Origin of the sequence: Methylobacterium brachiatum, from assembly GCF_020523825.1 — a bacterium.
GTDB lineage: Bacteria > Pseudomonadota > Alphaproteobacteria > Rhizobiales > Beijerinckiaceae > Methylobacterium > Methylobacterium brachiatum.
This window is the reverse complement of record NZ_JAJALK010000005.1, coordinates 326,551-343,345: the sequence shown is the minus strand read 5'-3', so window position 1 is coordinate 343,345 and position 16,795 is coordinate 326,551. Positions and strand designations below refer to the sequence as shown.

At 70.3% G+C, this 16,795-nt stretch carries 16 protein-coding genes; 10 read left to right on the top strand and 6 right to left on the bottom strand.

Features of this window, described 5'->3' with window-relative positions; genetic code table 11:
* Positions 1-113: 113 nt before the first annotated feature.
* The 7 genes from LGR69_RS14460 to LGR69_RS14430 all read left to right on the top strand — a co-directional run bounded on the left by LGR69_RS14460 (position 114) and on the right by LGR69_RS14430 (position 7,645).
* Complete coding sequence (locus tag LGR69_RS14460) at positions 114-1,196, top strand: FecCD family ABC transporter permease (RefSeq protein WP_007567463.1); 1,083 nt, start codon at positions 114-116, stop codon at positions 1,194-1,196.
* On the top strand, positions 1,189-2,013 hold the full coding sequence (locus LGR69_RS14455; protein WP_230366437.1) for a heme ABC transporter ATP-binding protein: 825 nt from the start codon (positions 1,189-1,191) through the stop codon (positions 2,011-2,013). The genes LGR69_RS14460 and LGR69_RS14455 overlap by 8 nt, the downstream gene beginning before the upstream one ends.
* 180 nt (positions 2,014-2,193) lie before the next feature.
* A complete protein-coding gene (locus tag LGR69_RS14450) occupies positions 2,194-4,341 on the top strand; it encodes a TonB-dependent hemoglobin/transferrin/lactoferrin family receptor (protein ID WP_230366436.1) in 2,148 nt (715 codons plus the stop codon).
* 155 nt (positions 4,342-4,496) lie between these two features.
* A complete protein-coding gene (locus LGR69_RS14445; RefSeq protein WP_122161617.1) occupies positions 4,497-5,162 on the top strand; it encodes a class I SAM-dependent methyltransferase in 666 nt (221 codons plus the stop codon).
* Positions 5,163-5,414: 252 nt separating this feature from the next.
* The gene (gene nhaA, locus LGR69_RS14440) at positions 5,415-6,593 is read left to right on the top strand and encodes a Na+/H+ antiporter NhaA (protein ID WP_230366435.1); all 1,179 of its coding nucleotides are present in this window, start codon (positions 5,415-5,417) and stop codon (positions 6,591-6,593) included.
* A 78-nt stretch (positions 6,594-6,671) separates the two neighbouring features.
* Positions 6,672-6,827, top strand: a complete 156-nt coding sequence (locus LGR69_RS14435; protein WP_230366434.1) for a hypothetical protein — start codon at positions 6,672-6,674, stop codon at positions 6,825-6,827.
* Between the two features lie 47 nt (positions 6,828-6,874).
* Positions 6,875-7,645: a potassium channel family protein gene (locus LGR69_RS14430; protein ID WP_050731989.1), complete on the top strand. Its 771-nt coding sequence runs from the start codon at positions 6,875-6,877 to the stop codon at positions 7,643-7,645.
* A 70-nt stretch (positions 7,646-7,715) separates the two neighbouring features.
* Here LGR69_RS14430 and LGR69_RS14425 read toward each other — a convergent pair whose 3' ends face one another.
* Together LGR69_RS14425 and LGR69_RS14420 are read right to left on the bottom strand one after the other, a co-directional pair.
* Complete coding sequence (locus tag LGR69_RS14425; protein ID WP_230366523.1) at positions 7,716-8,648, bottom strand: glycosyltransferase family 2 protein; 933 nt, start codon at positions 8,646-8,648, stop codon at positions 7,716-7,718.
* Between the two features lie 5 nt (positions 8,649-8,653).
* Positions 8,654-9,685 carry a glycosyltransferase family 2 protein gene (locus tag LGR69_RS14420; RefSeq protein ID WP_230366433.1) on the bottom strand — a complete coding sequence of 344 codons (1,032 nt, stop codon included), beginning with the start codon at positions 9,683-9,685 and terminating at the stop codon, positions 8,654-8,656.
* A gap of 387 nt (positions 9,686-10,072) precedes the next feature.
* Here LGR69_RS14420 and LGR69_RS14415 point away from each other — a divergent pair, with 387 nt between their 5' ends.
* Positions 10,073-10,294 (top strand): DUF6894 family protein, encoded by a 222-nt coding sequence (locus tag LGR69_RS14415; protein WP_230366432.1) that lies wholly within the window; start codon positions 10,073-10,075, stop codon positions 10,292-10,294.
* A gap of 32 nt (positions 10,295-10,326) precedes the next feature.
* Here LGR69_RS14415 and LGR69_RS14410 read toward each other — a convergent pair whose 3' ends face one another.
* On the bottom strand, positions 10,327-11,028 hold the full coding sequence (locus LGR69_RS14410; RefSeq protein ID WP_230366431.1) for a hypothetical protein: 702 nt from the start codon (positions 11,026-11,028) through the stop codon (positions 10,327-10,329).
* A 753-nt stretch (positions 11,029-11,781) separates the two neighbouring features.
* On the opposite strand from LGR69_RS14410, the gene LGR69_RS14405 reads away from it, so the two are divergent.
* A complete protein-coding gene (locus tag LGR69_RS14405; RefSeq protein WP_230366430.1) occupies positions 11,782-13,038 on the top strand; it encodes an acyltransferase family protein in 1,257 nt (418 codons plus the stop codon).
* 3 nt (positions 13,039-13,041) lie between these two features.
* Here the strand turns inward: LGR69_RS14405 and LGR69_RS14400 are convergent, their stop codons facing one another.
* On the bottom strand, positions 13,042-14,160 hold the full coding sequence (locus LGR69_RS14400; protein WP_230366429.1) for an acyltransferase family protein: 1,119 nt from the start codon (positions 14,158-14,160) through the stop codon (positions 13,042-13,044).
* Between the two features lie 392 nt (positions 14,161-14,552).
* Positions 14,553-14,705, bottom strand: coding sequence for a hypothetical protein (locus LGR69_RS14395; protein ID WP_007567443.1), 153 nt, complete (start codon positions 14,703-14,705; stop codon positions 14,553-14,555).
* Between the two features lie 202 nt (positions 14,706-14,907).
* On the opposite strand from LGR69_RS14395, the gene LGR69_RS14390 reads away from it, so the two are divergent.
* Positions 14,908-15,645: a sugar transferase gene (locus tag LGR69_RS14390; protein ID WP_007567441.1), complete on the top strand. Its 738-nt coding sequence runs from the start codon at positions 14,908-14,910 to the stop codon at positions 15,643-15,645.
* A 280-nt stretch (positions 15,646-15,925) separates the two neighbouring features.
* Here LGR69_RS14390 and LGR69_RS14385 read toward each other — a convergent pair whose 3' ends face one another.
* Positions 15,926-16,762: a family 16 glycosylhydrolase gene (locus tag LGR69_RS14385; protein WP_007567439.1), complete on the bottom strand. Its 837-nt coding sequence runs from the start codon at positions 16,760-16,762 to the stop codon at positions 15,926-15,928.
* Positions 16,763-16,795 lie beyond the last annotated feature (33 nt).

Sequence of the window (16,795 nt, the reverse complement as noted above, 5' to 3'; positions counted from 1 at the left end):
GTCGTGAGGTGCCCGGCGATCGACGATCGTTGGGCCTCGGAGGAGTCCTCCAGCGATCGCGGTGACATCTGGAGGGCTCCTTCGAGGCTTCCGCTGCGCGAAAGCACCTCAGGATGAGGGGGCGATCGGGAGATTCCCGGGGTCTGCGGAACCCCCGCGCCGCGCTCCCGTGGGTGCTGGCGGGGCTCACCCTGCTGATGCTTGCCGTCGCGCTGCTCTCGGTCAGCCTCGGGGCGATCCGCATCCCGCCGGAGCGGGTCCTGGCGGTTCTGACCGGTGGCGGCGCCGATCCGGCGCTGGCGCGCGACGCCCTGGTGGTGCTCAATATCCGGCTGCCCCGCACCCTGCTGGGGCTGATGATCGGCGCCGGGCTCGCGGTCTCGGGCGCGCTGATGCAGGGGCTGTTCCGCAATCCCCTGGCCGACCCGGCCCTCGTCGGGGTCTCGTCGGGGGCGGGCTTTGCCGCCGCCTGCATCATCGTGCTGGGCGACCGGCTGCTGGCCTATGCCGGCCTGCCCGGGCCGCTGCCCTATCTCGCCCTGCCGGCCGGCGCCTTCCTGGGCGGCTTGAGCGCGACCCTGATCCTCTACGCTCTGGCGACCCGGTCCGGGCGGACCGCGGTGGCGACGATGCTGCTCGCCGGCATCGCCCTGGGGGCGCTGAGCGGCGCGCTCACCGGCCTGCTGACCTATGCGAGCGACGACCGGCAATTGCGCGATCTCACCTTCTGGTCGCTGGGCAGCCTCAGCGGCGCCACCTGGGGCAAGGTCGCGGCCTCGGCGCCATTGATCCTCCCGGTCCTGGTCGCGGTGCCGTTCCTCGGGCGCGGCCTCAACGCCCTGGTGCTCGGAGAGGCGGAGGCGTTCCATCTCGGGATCCCGGTGGAGCGGCTGAAGCGCGCCTGCATCTTCCTGGTCGCCGTCGCCGTGGGGGCGAGCGTGGCCGGTGCCGGGGTGATCGGCTTCGTCGGCCTGGTCGTGCCCCACGCCCTGCGCTTGGCGATCGGCCCGGAGCATCGCCTGCTGCTGCCGGCCTCGGCGCTGCTCGGCGGCGCGTTCCTCGTGCTCGCCGACGTCGTCGCCCGGCTGGTCGCGGCGCCGGCCGAGCTGCCGATCGGGATCGTCACCGCGCTGGTCGGCGCGCCGGTCTTCCTGTGGTTGCTGCTCGGCCGGGCGCGGGTCGCCGCCGATGCCTGAGCCGGCCCTGCTCTCCGCCCGCGACCTCACCGTCAATGTGGCCGGGCGCGACCTCGTGCGCGACGTGTCCCTCGACGTGGCCGCCGGTTCCCTGCAGGTGATCGTCGGCCCGAACGGCGCCGGCAAGTCGACCCTGCTGCGCCTGCTCTGCGGCGAGCTGCGCCCCACCCGCGGGCAGGTCGCCTACGGGGGCGAGGCGGTGGGTGCGATCCCGGCCTGGCGGCTTGCCGCGATGCGGGCGGTGCTGCCGCAGGCCGCGCGCCTCGCCTTCCCGTTCGCCGCCGCCGACGTGGCACGGATCGGGCTCGACGGGATCGGCCGGGGCCTCAAGCCCCGCGACCGCGACGCGATCCTGGCTCGTGCCCTCGACCGGGCCGACATCGCCCATCTCGCGGCCCGGGCCTACCCGACCCTGTCGGGCGGCGAGCAGGCCCGGGTGCAGTTCGCCCGGGTTCTCTGCCAGATGGAGGCCGGCCGCACGGTGTCCGACCGGCAGGTGCTGTTCCTCGACGAGCCGACCGCGAGCCTGGACCTGCGCCACCAGGGTGCGCTCCTCGACGCCGCCGCGGCGCTGGCGGCCTCCGGCGTCGCCGTGGTGGCGATCCTGCACGATCTCAACCTCGCGGCCGCCTATGCCGACACGCTGCTGGTCCTCGAAGGCGGCCGGCTGGTCGCCAGCGGGCGGCCCGCGGACGTGCTGCGGGACGACCTGATCGCCCGGGTGTTCGGGGTGCGCTGGCCGGTCGGACACATCCCCGGCCCCGATCAGCCGTTCATCCTGCCGCACCGGACTGTTGCCAGCGCGCAACAAAACTGAGCCGCGATCGCGCGGTCTGGAAGTGTTGTGAGCTTCAGCAGGAGCAGCTTCGAAGCATTGAAAAGCAAGCCGTCGCAGAGACGCTTGCGTTGATCTGTCGCATACGCACAAGGGGCAGGCCGCAAGCCAGCCATCCGCCAGCCAGCGCTCCCGTTCGACTGTGCCTCCGCGGATCGCGTCATGTCCTATGCTTCCCGCCGTGCGCTTTTCGTGCTCGGCGTCTCGTTTCTGAGCCTCACCGTCGCCCAGGCGCAGCAGGCCGCCGCGCCGCCGGCCGGGCGCCCGCAGCCCGAGGCCGAGATCGCCCTCGACACCGTGTCGGTGACCGCCACCAGGACCGCCGGCGCCGCAATCGATGCCCTCTCCGGCACCAGCGTGGTCACCCACGATCAGATCCAGCGGCTGCAGCCGAGCCGGCTCTCCACCATCCTGCGCGACGTGCCCGGCGTGACCACCCAGGAGAGCCAGACCAACCCGGCCCAGGCGATCAACATCCGCGGACTGCAGGATTTCGGCCGGGTCAACGTGCTGATCGACGGCGCCCGCCAGGATTTCCAGACCTCGGGCCATTCCGCCAACGGGGTGTTCTACCTCGATCCCGAGCTGGTCGGGGGCGTCGACATCACCCGGGGCCCGACCGCGACGATCTACGGCTCGGGCGCGATCGGCGGCGTCGTCGCCTTCCGGACCCGCGCGATCGACGACATCCTCGCCCCCGACGAGACCGCCGGCTTCGTGCAGAAGCAGGGTTTCGGGACCAACGGCCAGAAATTCCTGAACACCTCGGCACTGGGCGCCCGGATCGGCAGCGCCGCCGACCTGTTCGGCCAGTTCACCTACCGGACCACCGATCCCTATCGCGACGGCCTCGGCACCCTGGTGCGCGACACCGGCAACGAGCTCACCTCCGGGCTGGCCAAGCTCTCGGTGCGGCCGGCGGACGGCCACGAGATCCGTGGCACGGCTCTGCTCCAGCGCTTCGACTTCGCCAATGCCGGCAGCAGCGGCGCGGGGGCGCGCTTCGCCAACGCGGTGCAGGCCGACACCTACAGCCTCGGCTACCGCTTCGCCCGGCCGGACGTGCCGCTCGTGGACCTCAGCCTCAACGGCTACACCACGACCACGCGCAACGCCCTGGTCTTCCTGGCGGATTCGCCCCGGGGCACCTACGGCCGCCTCGGCACGAAGGCGGGCGACCGGCTGACCTACACGATCGACACCTCCGGGTTCGACGCCCACGACACCGCCCGCTTCGAGACCGGCCCGCTTTTCCACGCCGTGACCTTCGGCGGCGACCTCGTCGAGAACCGCGTCCGGACCAGCGACCGGGCCGGCGGGTTCGGCGCGGCCCTCACGCCCTCGGGGCGGCGCGAGCTGGCCGGGGCCTTCGTGCAGGACGAGATGCGCTACGCCCCCTGGCTGCGGGTGATCGGCGCCCTGCGCTACGACACCTATGCCCTGGATGGCGGCGCCTACCATGCCGGCGGCGACCGGATCTCGCCGAAGATCACCCTCGGGATCTCGCCGGTCGCCGGCTTCGAGGTCTACGGCACCTATGCCGAGGGCTACCGGGCGCCCTCGATCACCGAGACCCTGGTGCAGGGCATCCACCCGTTCCCGGCCTTCAGCATCCTGCCGAACCCGGCGCTGCGGCCCGAGGTGGCCCACACTGTCGAGGGCGGCATCAACCTGCGCACCGATTCCATGCTGGTCCCGGGGGACGCGGTGCGGGGCAAGCTCGCGGTGTTCGACAACGCGGTCGACAACTTCATCGACATGCGGGGCGTCGGGCCGACCTACTACGCGCCGGCGATCCCCGGCATCCCGGCCGCGATCTGCGCGGCCCGGCCCGGGCGCTTCCCCTGCGTGATCCCGGTCCGCTCGTACCAGTACCGCAATCTGGCCCGGGCCGACCTGTCCGGCGTCGAGCTGGAGGGCACCTACGATTGGGGCGGCGGCTTCGTGACCCTCGCCGCCACCCACACCGACGGGCGCGACCGGACCACCCGCGAGAGCCTGCTCTCGGTGCCGCCGGACCGGATCAGCACGACCCTGGGCTTCCGCTTTCTCGGCGACCGCCTCGAACTCGGCACGCGGCTGAACCTCGTGGATGCGCGCACCGACCTGCCCAAGGGCGCGAAGGACCGGGCCACGAAGGCCTACGGGCTGGTGGATCTCTTCGCGTCCTACGACCTCGACGACCGGGTCAAGGCGGAGTTCGTCGTCCAGAACGTCTTCGACAAGCGCTACCGGCAGTATCTCGACGCGCTCGCCAGCCCCGGCCTCGTCGCCAAGGCGGCGCTCAGCCTCAAGTTCGCGACGCGGTAGCGGGGGAGGGGGCATCGGAGGCGCCGTGCCGTCCGCTTGGGGTGGTCTTCCGCCGGTCTGCTTTTGGGCAGTCATCGACGGAAGCAGACATCGCCTCTCTGCCCGATCACGACCTTATCGGAGGCTCGCCCGATCTCGATGTGATACCATCGGGTATGGACGCATTCTCGGACCCTGATGCCGTAGCGCGCTACGCAGACAACCCTCCGCGCATGGTGCCCGGTTACGCCGACATGCAGCGCATGGCGATGCTGCTTTTAGCAGAGCGTGTGCCTGCTAACGCCAAAGTTCTCGTCCTCGGCGCAGGCGGTGGCCTCGAACTCAAAGTGTTCACGGAGAGCCAACCCGAATGGTCGTTCGATGGTGTCGATCCGTCCGCCGCGATGCTCGAACTCGCGCGCCAGACCCTCGGCAACCTCGCGGATCGAACTCGCTTGCACGAAGGGCTGATCGACAACGCCCCAGAGGGACCCTTCGATGGAGCGGTCTGTATTTTGACACTCCACTTCATCGAGCGTGCTGAGCGCGCCCGCACCCTCCAGGAGGTCCGGCGTCGTTTAAGGCCCGGTGCGCCCTTCATCGTCGCACACTTTAGCATCCCGCAGGATGAGCGCGATCTCTGGCTCTCGCGCTACGCAGCCTTCGCAACCGCCTCCGGTATCGACCGCGTGCAGGCCGAGAGTGCCAAGACCGGGATTGCGGACCACTTGCCGATCCTTTCGCCCGAGGAGGACGAAGCCTTGCTACGTGAGGCCGGTTTTACCGGGGTCAGCCTATTCTATGCGGGGTTTACGTTCCGAGGCTGGGTCTGCTCAGCCTAACGCTTACGTCCGCCCCCCGGAACTGAACTTATCGGACGATTGACGAACGTCTGCTTCCGGGGAACGCGCGACAGCGCTTCCGGCGGCTGAGTTGGGTCGTTCACGGGCCTTCGCGCTCCGGTGCGGGACGCGCCGCCATCGCTTGCCGGAATCACGCATCGATGCGATAGGCCGCCTCGGGTGTACGATCCGGAGGTCGGATCGGCAGGTTTCTGCGTTGGTCGGGCCGCCAGCGGTGGAAGACCTGTGCGCATGCCGTCACGCCTTCGTCCGCTGTCGTCTCTGCGCAACCTGCTCACGAGCGGAGCGGGGGGCGGGCTCGTGCTCATGGCGAGCGCCGCGCTGGCGCTCGTCGTTGCCAACGCGCCTCTGGCCGACACCTACTTCGCCGTGCTCAAGGCCCATATCGGCCCGCTCTCGGTCCTGCACTGGGTCAACGACGGCCTGATGGCCGTGTTCTTCCTGCTCGTCGGCCTGGAGATCAAGCGCGAGCTGCTGGATGGGCGCCTGCGGACCTGGCCGGACCGCATCCTGCCGGGTGTGGCCGCGCTCGGCGGCATGGTCGTCCCGGCGCTCGTCTATGCCGCCGTCAACTGGCATTCGCCCGAGACCCTGCGGGGCTGGGCCATCCCGGCGGCCACCGACATCGTCTTTGCCCTCGGCGTGCTGGCCCTGCTCGGCTCGCGCGTGCCAGTGTCGCTCAAGGTCTTCCTCACCGCGCTCGCGATCATCGACGACCTCGGCGCGGTGCTCATCATCGCCCTGTTCTACACCGCCGACCTGTCGCTGCCGATGCTCGGCGGCGCGGCTCTGACCCTGGCTGCGCTCTACGGGCTGAACAAGGCCGGCATCGGCCGCCTGTGGCCGTACCTCACCCTCGGCGCGGTGCTTTGGGTGTTCGTGCTCCTGTCGGGGATCCACGCGACCATCGCGGGCGTCCTGCTCGCCCTGACGGTGCCGCTTCGGCTGAGCGCCGGCAAGCCGGATGATCCGACCTCGCCGCTGCACCGCCTCGAACACGCCATCAGCCCGTGGACGGCGTTCCTGATCCTGCCGGTATTCGGGTTCGCCAATGCCGGGGTCTCCTTCGCCAATGTCAGGCCGGCGATGCTGCTCGACCCGGTGACGCTGGGCGTGGCGCTGGGCCTGTTCGTCGGCAAGCAGCTCGGCGTGTTCGGCTTCGTGCTCGCGACCGTCCGGCTCGGCTGGGCGCAGCGCCCGGGCCATGCGAGCTGGGCGCAGGTCTACGGGATCGCCCTGCTCTGCGGGGTCGGCTTCACGATGAGCCTGTTCATCGGCCTGCTCGCCTTCGCGCAGCAGCCGGAGCTGGAGGCCGAGACCAAGATCGGCGTGCTGCTCGGGTCGCTCGCCTGCATGGCCGCCGGAGCGCTGGTGCTCCGCCTCGCGCCACCTCTCCGCGCCGAGCGCTGAGCCGAGACCGGCTGCCGCCGCGTGACCGGGCCGCCGAAGGCCCGATCCGTCTCCGTCCCCTGAACCAGGTGAAACACGATGCGCCGTCAATTCCCGAGGCGTCGTCCCGGCACCATCGAGGGCCGCCTGTCCGATCTCGTGATGGCCCTCTCGGGCGTGCTGCTCCTCGGTATGCTGATCCTCCTGCTGCTGGCCTGGCTGATGGGCGATGCCGAAGGTCTCGTTGCCTGGTAAGGGCCGATGCGGAACGCCTGACCTTCCTTCTCCCAAGCCGACGAGCGATGACGAGAGCGGCCACGACGCTTCGCGAATTGTACGAAGGGGACACGCGGCGGGCCCATCGCTTCCGCTACGGGCTGCTCGTCTTCGACGTGGCGACGGTCGCGTTCGTGATCGTCACCTCGTTCCTGCCGCTGACCTCTTGGATCATCGCCTGCGACGTGGCGCTGGGCGTTTGCGTCCTGCTCGATTTCGCCGCCCGCCTCGGCATCAGCCGGGCCCCGCTGCGGGAGTTCCGGCACCTGAGCACCTGGGCGGACGTCGTGGCCGTCGCCTCGTTCCTCGCGCCGGTGATCGTCGAGGGCGTCGGCTTCCTGCGCATCCTGCGGACGCTGCGCCTGCTGCGCACCTACCACCTGCTCGAGCGGCTGCGCCAGGACAGCGCCGTGTTTCGTCGCAACGAGGACGCGATCCTGGCCGCCACCAACCTCGTGGTGTTCGTGTTCACGATGACGGGCATCGTCTACGCCACGCAGCACGGCAGCAATCCGGCGATCCAGACGCCGGTCGACGCCCTGTACTTCACGGTGACATCGCTGACGACGACGGGCTACGGCGATATCACCCTGCCGGGCCCGATGGGCCGCCTGCTCTCGGTCTTCGTGATGATCTGCGGCGTGACGCTGTTCTTCCGCCTCGCCCAGGTGGTGTTCCGCCCCTACAAGGTGCGGTTTCCCTGCGACGCCTGCGGGCTGATGCGCCACGAGCCGGACGCCGTGCACTGCAAGGCCTGCGGCAACCTCCTGAACATCCCCGACGAGGGCGGCGACTGACGACGGAGGAGGCGCGCGCGCCGGCGCCCTTGGGGCTCCGCCAAGGGCCGGGCTCTTCGGAGACCCGCGCCTACCGATGCCGGGACGGGTGGTATTCCCGGTAGCTCAGGCCGAGCACCGCGGCGAGCAGCCCGGCGCCCCGGCACAGGGTGTAGAAGCCGCCGATCAGGGTGGCGGGCCGGAGCGACAGCCCGGCGATCGCGAGGCGCGCCAGGCCGCCGCCGAGGCGGGCCAGGCCCCGGGCGGCGTTGGTGAGCCGTCCGCTCACCGTCTCCGGCCGAAGGCGGCCGAGATAGGCCTCGACGCTGCCGCTGCGGTACCAGCGCGCCAGCAGCCAGCGGACCCGCATCCGGTGCGCCGGGATGCTGTCGTACACGATCGCGTCGGGCGCCCAGGCGATCCGGTGCCCGGCCAGCAGCAGGGCGCGGAAGAAGAACGTATCCTCGCCGCCCATCGTGTTGAAGCGCATGTCGAAGGACAGGCCGAGCGCCCGCACCACCCGCAGGTCGAGGAGGGCGTTGGCCGTGTAGCCATCCGTCACCAGCCCGTCGCGGACCGGCAGGGTCTTGGCGAAGAAGCCGCCGGCCACCGCCCAGGCCGGGGGGACCCGCTCGAACAGCGGCACGACCGGGCCGACGCAGGCCGCGACCCCGGTCCGCCGGGCGGTGTCGAGCAGGCTGCGCAGCCAGTCCGGATCCGGAACCTCGTCGTCGTCGATCAGGGCGATCCAGTCGGCGCCGAGCGTGGCCGCCGCATCGAGGCTGCGGTTGCGCACCGCCGCCAGGCCCCGGACCGGCTCCCGCACGTAGGTGATCGGGAAGCGGCCCTCGGCCCGGTAGGCCTCCACCACCGGGATGGCGGCGTCGCTGCGGCCGTTATCGACCACGAGGATCCGCAGCGCGGCGTCGGCGCGGCCGCCGAGCCGCTGCCGGTCGATCGCCGTGAGGAGCTGCGCGAGGCCCGCCGGGCGCTCGCAGGTGCAAATGCAGAGGCACAGGCGCATGGGGCTCACCCTTGTCCGACCGGAAGCGCGCCCGCCAACGTCGGACGCAGGCGTCTGCCGAGGCGCTTGCCGGCCGCCGCCATCAGCGAGCCGGTGAGGAACCGCCAAGCCCGGGGGCGGGCGAGCGCCAGCCCGGCGCCGCGGAGCCACCGGCCGCCTTGGGCGGCCTCGATCACCCGGGCGATGATCTGCGCGGTGGCCAGGCTGTCGCGATAGGCGTGGGCGGCCTGCCGGATCTCGGCGGAGCGCGCGCCCTGCACGGCCCAGGCCGCGAAGGCGGCGTCGAGGCGCTGGATGTCGGCGAGCCGCAGCCGATGGGACAGCGAGGCCGGCCCCCGCCGATAGCCGTAGCCGGCATAGGAACTGACGACGAAGCGGGCGTCCGCCGCGAGGGCGGCCAGGCAGAACAGGAAATCCTCGCCGATCCGGACCTCATCCGCGTAGCGCAGGCCGTGCCGGCGCACGAGGTCGGCCCGCAGCATCGGCTTGAGATAGCCGAGCTTCACCCCGGGGGTGAGCATCCGGTTGCAGGACAGGTATTGCGCGAGCGCGACCGTGAACAGGTAGGGCTCCCGGCCGCGCTCCAGCATGCCGGCGCCGCCCGGGTCGAAGCCGCCGGCGAACGGGATCGGGTTGTCGGCGATCACGGCGGCATCGGTGGCGGCGGCCAGATCCAGCAGGGTCCGGGTCCGATCCGGGACGATCAGGTCGTCCGCGTCGAGGATCGCCAGCCAGCGGCCCCGGGCGGCCCCGAGGGCGGCGTTCCGGGCGGCGGACGGCCCGAGCGGCGCGCCGGCCCGCACCCCGTCGAGGGGGATCCGACGGATGCGCGGCTCGTCCGCCGCCAGCCGCGCCAGCACGGAGGCGGTCCCGTCCACCGAGCCGTCGTCCACCACCAGGATCTCGATCGTGACGCCGGTCTGGTCGAGGGCCGCGCGGATCGCCGCCTCGATCCAGGGGGCGGCGTTGTGGGCGGCCATGAGGAACGAGACGTCCACGGGGGCCATCCGCGCATCGGCCACGATCTGATTCGCCATCGCTGTCCTGCCCGCGGCCCCCGGAAAGCCCGTCCCGGGCGGTTCGGGCCGAGCATGCCGCGGAGCGGGCCCGGCGCACGACGCTCAAAGGGCGTAGGGCGGCGGCCGTGCCCTCTCACTGCGGAGGATGGCCGGCCCCGGGTCTCGCGCCGTCACCCGGACCTGTACATTACCGCCTTTCACCGCGCTGCCCCGTTCAAATGGGCAATGATCGATACCTATATTGTGCTATTCCAGCAAAAATCAGACATTATTGCCACGCGTGCAGAGAAATCAGCTTTGATATTTGTTAAACTTTATGTCTCCAGATGATTGCAGTCGGGCGCAGCCGGGCCGCGCAGCCAGGAACGGACGGCCCTCCGAGGGCATCAATCACGGGGGATCTCGGTGCCCATCCGGTTCTATTTCGATGTCGAGAGCGGCCGGGAGACGATCCGCGACCGCGACGGCGTGGAGGCCGCCGACCTGGCCGAGGCGCTGGCCGAGGCGCGCAGCGTCATCCGGGAGATGGCCGACGCGGTCTGCGCCGACGATCCCGGCACCGCCTGGACGCTCGTGGTGCGGGACTCGACCGGCGCCGTGGTGGCGCGGTTGCCGATCAGGCGTTAGGTGATGGTCATCGCCGCAGCTTCACCAGGAGGTCAGGTGCGACTGGACGAGCTCGGCCACATGACGAGGACGGCGTCGTTGCCGAAATAGACCGGGGCGATCAGCATCCCGGGGTTGTCTGTCCTGTACTTGTCCAAATAGTTTTGATCGCAAGACGTTTTTCTCATTGTGCCAATAAATTTGTTTTTGCTGTCGTACATATCGTAGTATCCGGCGACGAGCTTGGCCTCCGGAACGTCGGAGGCGAGCGTGATTTGCGCCGACCGGTCATCGAAAATGGCTCGCCTCATGGAATCCATCTTGTCGTAATCGTTCGGAAGGGCCGCTGCCAAAGCCTTGGCAAAAGCCTCGCCCATGAAATGAGCTTCCGGACGCCAGACCCAGCGGGACGCTCCCAAGCCCAACATCTTCTCGACGTCGGCGGTGGGCGTGTTCTGCAGCGTCTGTGCGAAAACTTCGTCCGACAGCATCGGGCTCTCATCGATCCCTGCGGGCCCACCGACGCTCTTATGATGCGGAATCTTGTGCAGCACCGACAGGATCGCATCGCTGGCCTGAGTCGACAGGGTCAGAGCGGAGCGCGGATCGAGCACCTGAAGGGCTGTCGTGGCTGCCAGCGTGGCCGGATCGGTCTCCGCATCCTCCTGCCCGGAACGGGGCCTCAGGGACGTGTCGACCTGCATCAGCGTCAGCGCGGTGGATGGATTGGACGTCACAGACCCTACGGGGTTCATCGCTCCGCCTCCGAATCATTTTGCTTCGGCACGCCAACCGCGCCTATCGCGTCGTGAAAGACATGCCGGCGGCCGTTGGAAGACTTCCCAGGTCCATCGCCGCGCGCAGCGCAGCTGGGGACGTGCAAGTCTCGAAGTCCGCGCGATCTTGCGATCTCGACCGACGAGGTCCGAGATCGACGGATCTCACGATCCCGCCGACGGTCCAGCGCGGCGCTGCCGGCATCGCAGATGCGACGGGGCGCGACACGTCGTGATGCCGTCGGGGAGGGGGATCCCGCGTCACAGTCGCGTTCAGGACCATCATGATCCAGGACGGGTCGGCTTGCGGCTCCGTGCCTCGCTGTCGCCTATGGAGGCCGAGAAGCTTCGGCAAGTCAAGGAAAAGATGTCTCTTGAGATGAGACTTTGATTTTTCTGTTGCTGTGTCCGCAGGATCTTGGGTGTTGCTGGGCGTCGCCACACGTCATGCGAACACGTCCGCAGTGTATTTTCTATTCAGGCGCGCGGCCCGGCGTGTCGCGCTATCGGTGGTTGCCCCGATCGGAGCCCGGGCGCGGCCGATCCTTCGGCCCGCTACGCCGTTCGGAGGAGGTCCGCTCCCGCCAAGGGGGATAGCGCCGACCCCCGGGGCGCAGGATCGGCTGCGGCATCCCTCCTTTTGCGCGGCCGCAATCGTCTCTCGCCGCGGGCGAAGCGGTGGCATGGCTCGCAGGCGCCCCGTTCCGGTGCGTGTCCGTGCGAGGCCCGATCATGCGTCACCAGGTGGCCCGTCGCGGGCGGACGATCGGCGGCGCGCTCGCGGCCGGCGGCGGCTATGGCGGCGGCTTCGACACGCTGCGCCTCGTGCTCGCGCTGCTGGTCATGGTGTTCCACGCCGGCGCTACACTGGGCAGCCGGCTCTGGACCGATACGCTCACGCCCCTCACCGGCAGCCTCGTGCCGCTGTTCTTCGGCGTCAGCGGCTTCCTGGTGGCCGGAAGCGCGTCCCGGCTCCCGGTCGGGCCGTTCCTGGTCAACCGGGCCTTGCGGATCCTGCCCGCGCTGACCGCCGTCACCCTGGTCACCGCCCTCATCATCGGGCCGCTGTTCTCCAGCTACGGCCCGGCGGCCTATTTCGCGCAGTCGGCGGTGTGGCAGTACGGCGCCAACAGCATCGGCCTGTTCCGCGCGCAGCTCCCCGGGGTCTTCACCCAGAACGGGCAGCCCGGCATCGTCAACGCCGCCCTCTGGACCCTCGCCTACGAGATCGCCTGCTACGGCCTCATGGCGGGCCTGATCATCCTCGGGCTCCTGCGGCGGCCCCGGCTGCTCCTGGCGCTGGCCGTCGCCGTCGCGGTCACGCCCGCCCTGCTGGAGGGGCTCGGGCTGCTGCCCCTGTTCGCGCAGAACGGGCTGTTCCGCCTCGTCTTCCTCGGCCGGGGCGCGATCCTGTTCACCGCCTTCCTGGGCGGAGCCCTGCTCTATGTCTGGCGCGATGCCGTGCCCCTGGACGGGCGGCTGTTCGCGGCGGCGCTGGCGGGGATCGCCCTCGTCCACGGGCTCGGCCCGGAGCGGTGGCCGCTCGTCGAGACCGCCCTGTCGGGGCTCTGCCTGGCCTATATCGCCGTCGCGATCGGCGTCACGGATTTCGGCGGACGGATCGGGCCCTACAAGGTCGATTACTCATACGGCCTGTATCTGTATCACTGCCCGATCCTCAACGCGGTGTATTCCCTGGCCCCGCACATCGAATCGGTGACCGTCCTGGTCCTGCTGGCCCTCGGCCCGACGCTCCTCGCCGCCGCTGCCTCGTGGCACGGGCTCGAACGCCCGATCCTGGGTGCGCGCAAGCGGCTCGGCCGGACCGTCGCAGCCCTAAATTCCGTCATCTCAGGGAAAAGACTGGGTTTCCAAAGAGCGCGCCCTTTGGCGGGCTATCGGGGCGTAGTCGCGATGGATCCGGGCTTCGCCCGGCCGCAGGGCTCTGCTCGGCACCCGCAAAAGGTCGAAGACATCGTGAATCCCTGACGGCTACAGCGTCGTGACCAGCGCCGGCTCCCGCGCCGCCCGCCGCGGTGCCCGCAGGAGCCGGCGGGCGGGGGATTCGAGGAGCCGCCACGAGGCTTCCGCCAGGAGCAGGGTCAGCGCCAGGTCGAGCGCCAGGGTGACCGCGCGCGGCCCGGCGAAGGGCAGCCCGAGCGCCGCCAGCACCGGTTCCGCATGCAGGGGCACGTGGAACAGGTAGGCGGCGTAGCTGATCACGCCGATGCGGCGCAGCCAGGGGCTGTCGAGGATGGCGACGGTACGGCTCTCCGGGCACTGGACGATCTGCAGCAGCAGCAGCGCCGCGAGCCCCCCGCTCAGACGCCCGACGACGAGCCAAAGCCCGGTCTCCCCGGCCAGGAGCGGCAGGGCCAGGAACGGGACCAGCACGGCGATCAGCGCGGCGTCGCGCCGGAGCCAGCCCGGCAGGGGGCTCCTCCGCAGGCCGGCCAGCCCCCCGAGCGCGATCAGCCCGAGATTGGCCAGGGTGTCGACGTCGAAGCTCACGAGCCAGGCCCCGGCCGACCACAGGACGACATGCATCAGCACGCTGGCGCCGATCAGCGCGCCGCACAGCGCCCCGAGATGGCGCCGCGGCAGGAACAGGGCGACGGGGGCGAACAGCAGGTAGAATTGCTGCTCGACCGCCAGGCTCCAGAGGTGCCCGAGCTCCGTCCCCCAGCCATGCCGCTCGATGTAGAGATTCGTCAGATACAGCCAGGTTGCGCGCTTGAACCCCGCATCGCCGAGATCCAGCGGGCCGCCCAACGGGGTCGCGTAGAGCACGAACAGGAACGCGTAATAGACCGGCACGATGCGGGCGAAGCGGTTCCGGTAGAACACCCGCAGGCTGTCGAGCGGCGTCGCCGTGCCGGCCTCGATGCGCGCGCGCGCCGCCGCGAGGATGCGGACGATCAGGAAGCCGCTCAGCACGAAGAACAGCCAGACCCCGGCGCTGCCCAGCGCCTCGGTCCGCGGGCTCGGCGCCTTGTGGCTGACGAAGACCATCAGGAAGGCCAAAGCCCGCAGGCCGTCGAACCCGAGGATGCGGGGCTCTCCCGCATCGGCCGGGGCGCCGGATCCGGGGCGATGCGGGCGATCTTGCACACCCCCTCGTCGTCTCCCGAAAGCCGGTGACCACCTGTCGCGACGCTGCTCGAACGGGACCATGCACGCCTCGTGCGATGCGGTCCCGCTGTGTAGGCCGGTCGGGCGCGCGGGCGGCCTACCTCGATCGGCGTAGGCGCGGCGGCCCGAACATCTGCCGCATTGCTGTATTCGGTGTTGGGGCCGTCGTGTTTAGGGTTGTTTAACAATATCGAACTGGGGTATGATCGCGATGACCCGTCCGATTCCGGGTGGAACACTGATGTGATCGGTCATCGCTCACATACGCCGGTCGGCAGAAGACGCGATATCTTGCGGCGCTCCCGGCCGCAGGCCGCCGCGGAGCGTCGCTGCCCGATCCTCGGATGCCGGGCCCGGCCCGCCCGCGGCACTCACCGGCGCATTCCAAGCAGGACGACCAGGCCCACGGCGATCGCGGCCCCGGCCTGGGCCGCCAGCGCGGCGACGAGCCAGCCCTGGAGCAGGCCCACCGCGAAGCCGATCGCGCCCCCGATCAGAGCGGCGAAGACCAGTAGGACCAGCAATTACTTATCCCCACTGGTGATTCGGCGGTCTCGGCGGCGCTTTATCCCGCATGTTTGCAACTGTGCCAACGTATCACGACATTCGCGCGCCAAATATTTCCCCCGTCCCGACGGTATCCTGTCCGGCTGCACGGGCACCCGGGCGTCGATCCTGTCTAGCACTGCCTCATCCACCTTTCGCACCGAGTGAGGAGCCGCCGCCATGCTGCGTCCGGTTGGGACCCCCACCTCCATCCCCCCATCGTCGCCGCACCATATGGTCGAGACGATCAACGAAGCGTTGGTCAAGACATTGCCGGCCACCTCCCCGGCGCGAATCGGGCCGCGGCTCGGCTGGGCGACGAAGCGGGGGCTCGATACCGCGGTCGCGCTGACAGCCCTGTGTCTGCTGCTGCCGCTGCTGCTGTTCATCGCCCTGCTGATCTGGGCGAGCGACGGCCACGCGCCGATCTTCCGGCACGTCCGGCTCGGCCGGCACGGGCGTCCGTTCGGCTGCCTGAAGTTCCGGTCGATGGTTCCGGACGGCGACGCGGTCCTGGCCGCGCATCTCGCGGCGCATCCGGACGCAAGGGCCGAGTGGGCGGCGACGCACAAGCTGACCCGGGATCCCCGGGTGACGGCCCTCGGCCAGGTCCTGCGCAAGAGCTCGCTCGACGAGCTGCCCCAGCTCTGGAACGTCCTGCGCGGTGAGATGAGCCTGGTCGGGCCGCGCCCGATCGTGCAGGCTGAGGTCGCCCGTTACGGAACGGCGTTCGCGACCTGCTTCTCGGTCCCGCCGGGGCTGACCGGCCTGTGGCAGGTCTCGGGGCGCTCGGACACGACCTATGCCGAGCGCGTGGCGCTGGACCTGGACTATGCCGGCCGCTGGAGCCTGCGCCGGGATCTCGCGATCATGCTGCGCACCGTGCCGGCGGTCCTGCGCCAGCGCGGCAGCCGCTGAAGGGCGCGCCCGTCAGGCTTCGTCGTGGGCCGCGGGCGCCAGGACGCACAGGCGCCAGAACTCCACGAAACCGACGGCATAGAGTGCGACGAGAAGGCTGTATCCGGACATCGACAGGGCCCCGTAGTGACCGCGGGCCTCAGCCTGCCGGGGATATGGTTAAGACTTCGTTAGCGTTCCCCGATCGGGCGGCCTGCGGCACCACGCCCCGTGGGTCCCGGCGCGCGACGGGCGGGCGCCCCGGTGAGCGCCCGCCCGCGGATCCCGCCTCCCGGCCGCCCTACCGGCAGACGATCGAGCCCTTGAAGCCGCAGGGATCGCCGAGCTTCGTGAAGGCGACGCGCTCGAAGGTGGCGGTGATCGGCCGGCCCGGATAGCTCGCCGGCCCGAGCCAGGAGACGAAGTCGTCGCCCTGGCCCATCCAGATGCTGAGCATGATCTTGCCGGGATGCGACGGGATCGGCCGGTCGGGCGCGGCCCGGACCTCGCGCAGCAGCCGTCCGTTGACCGACCAGCGGAGGCGGTCGGGCAGCCATTCCAGGGCGTAGTCGGCCATGGTGGTCGACGCGTCGAAGCCGAGGGCCTCGATGGTCTCGTGCTGGCCGGTGCCGCCGGTGAAGTAGTTGAGCTGGACGCCCGTGGTGTCCTTGCCCAGGAATTCGAAGTCGATCTCGTCGTTGGTCCGGCGGTCGCCGTCCTCCGCGCCGTTATAGGTGAAGAACGCCGAGACCAGGCCCGAGGCCGCGCCCGCCCGCATCCGGACCTCGTAGGTGCCGTAGCCGTAGCGCTCCTTGGTCTGGATCTCGGCGCAGCTGAAGGCGCGGTCCTTGTAGGGGCTGTCGGACAGGGTCAGCGTCAGCGCGCCGGTGGCCGGGATCTGGACGCGCTGTCGCGACCAGGTGCAGCGCTGGTGGTCGCCGTTGACCCAGCCGTCGGACACGTACCAGCGCCGGTCGCCGAGGCTGGTGAAGGTCTCGACGAAGGAGTTTCCGCCCCGGAAGGCCGGCGCAGAGCCGGCGGGCTGGGCAGGCTCGTCTCCGGCTAAGACCGGGAGCGTCGGCAGCAGCAGGGCCGTCGCCAGGCAGGCGCGGCGGATCGGGCGGGGCGGTCTCGTCATGCGCGTATCCTCGCCGGGGGCGTTCGGGGAATC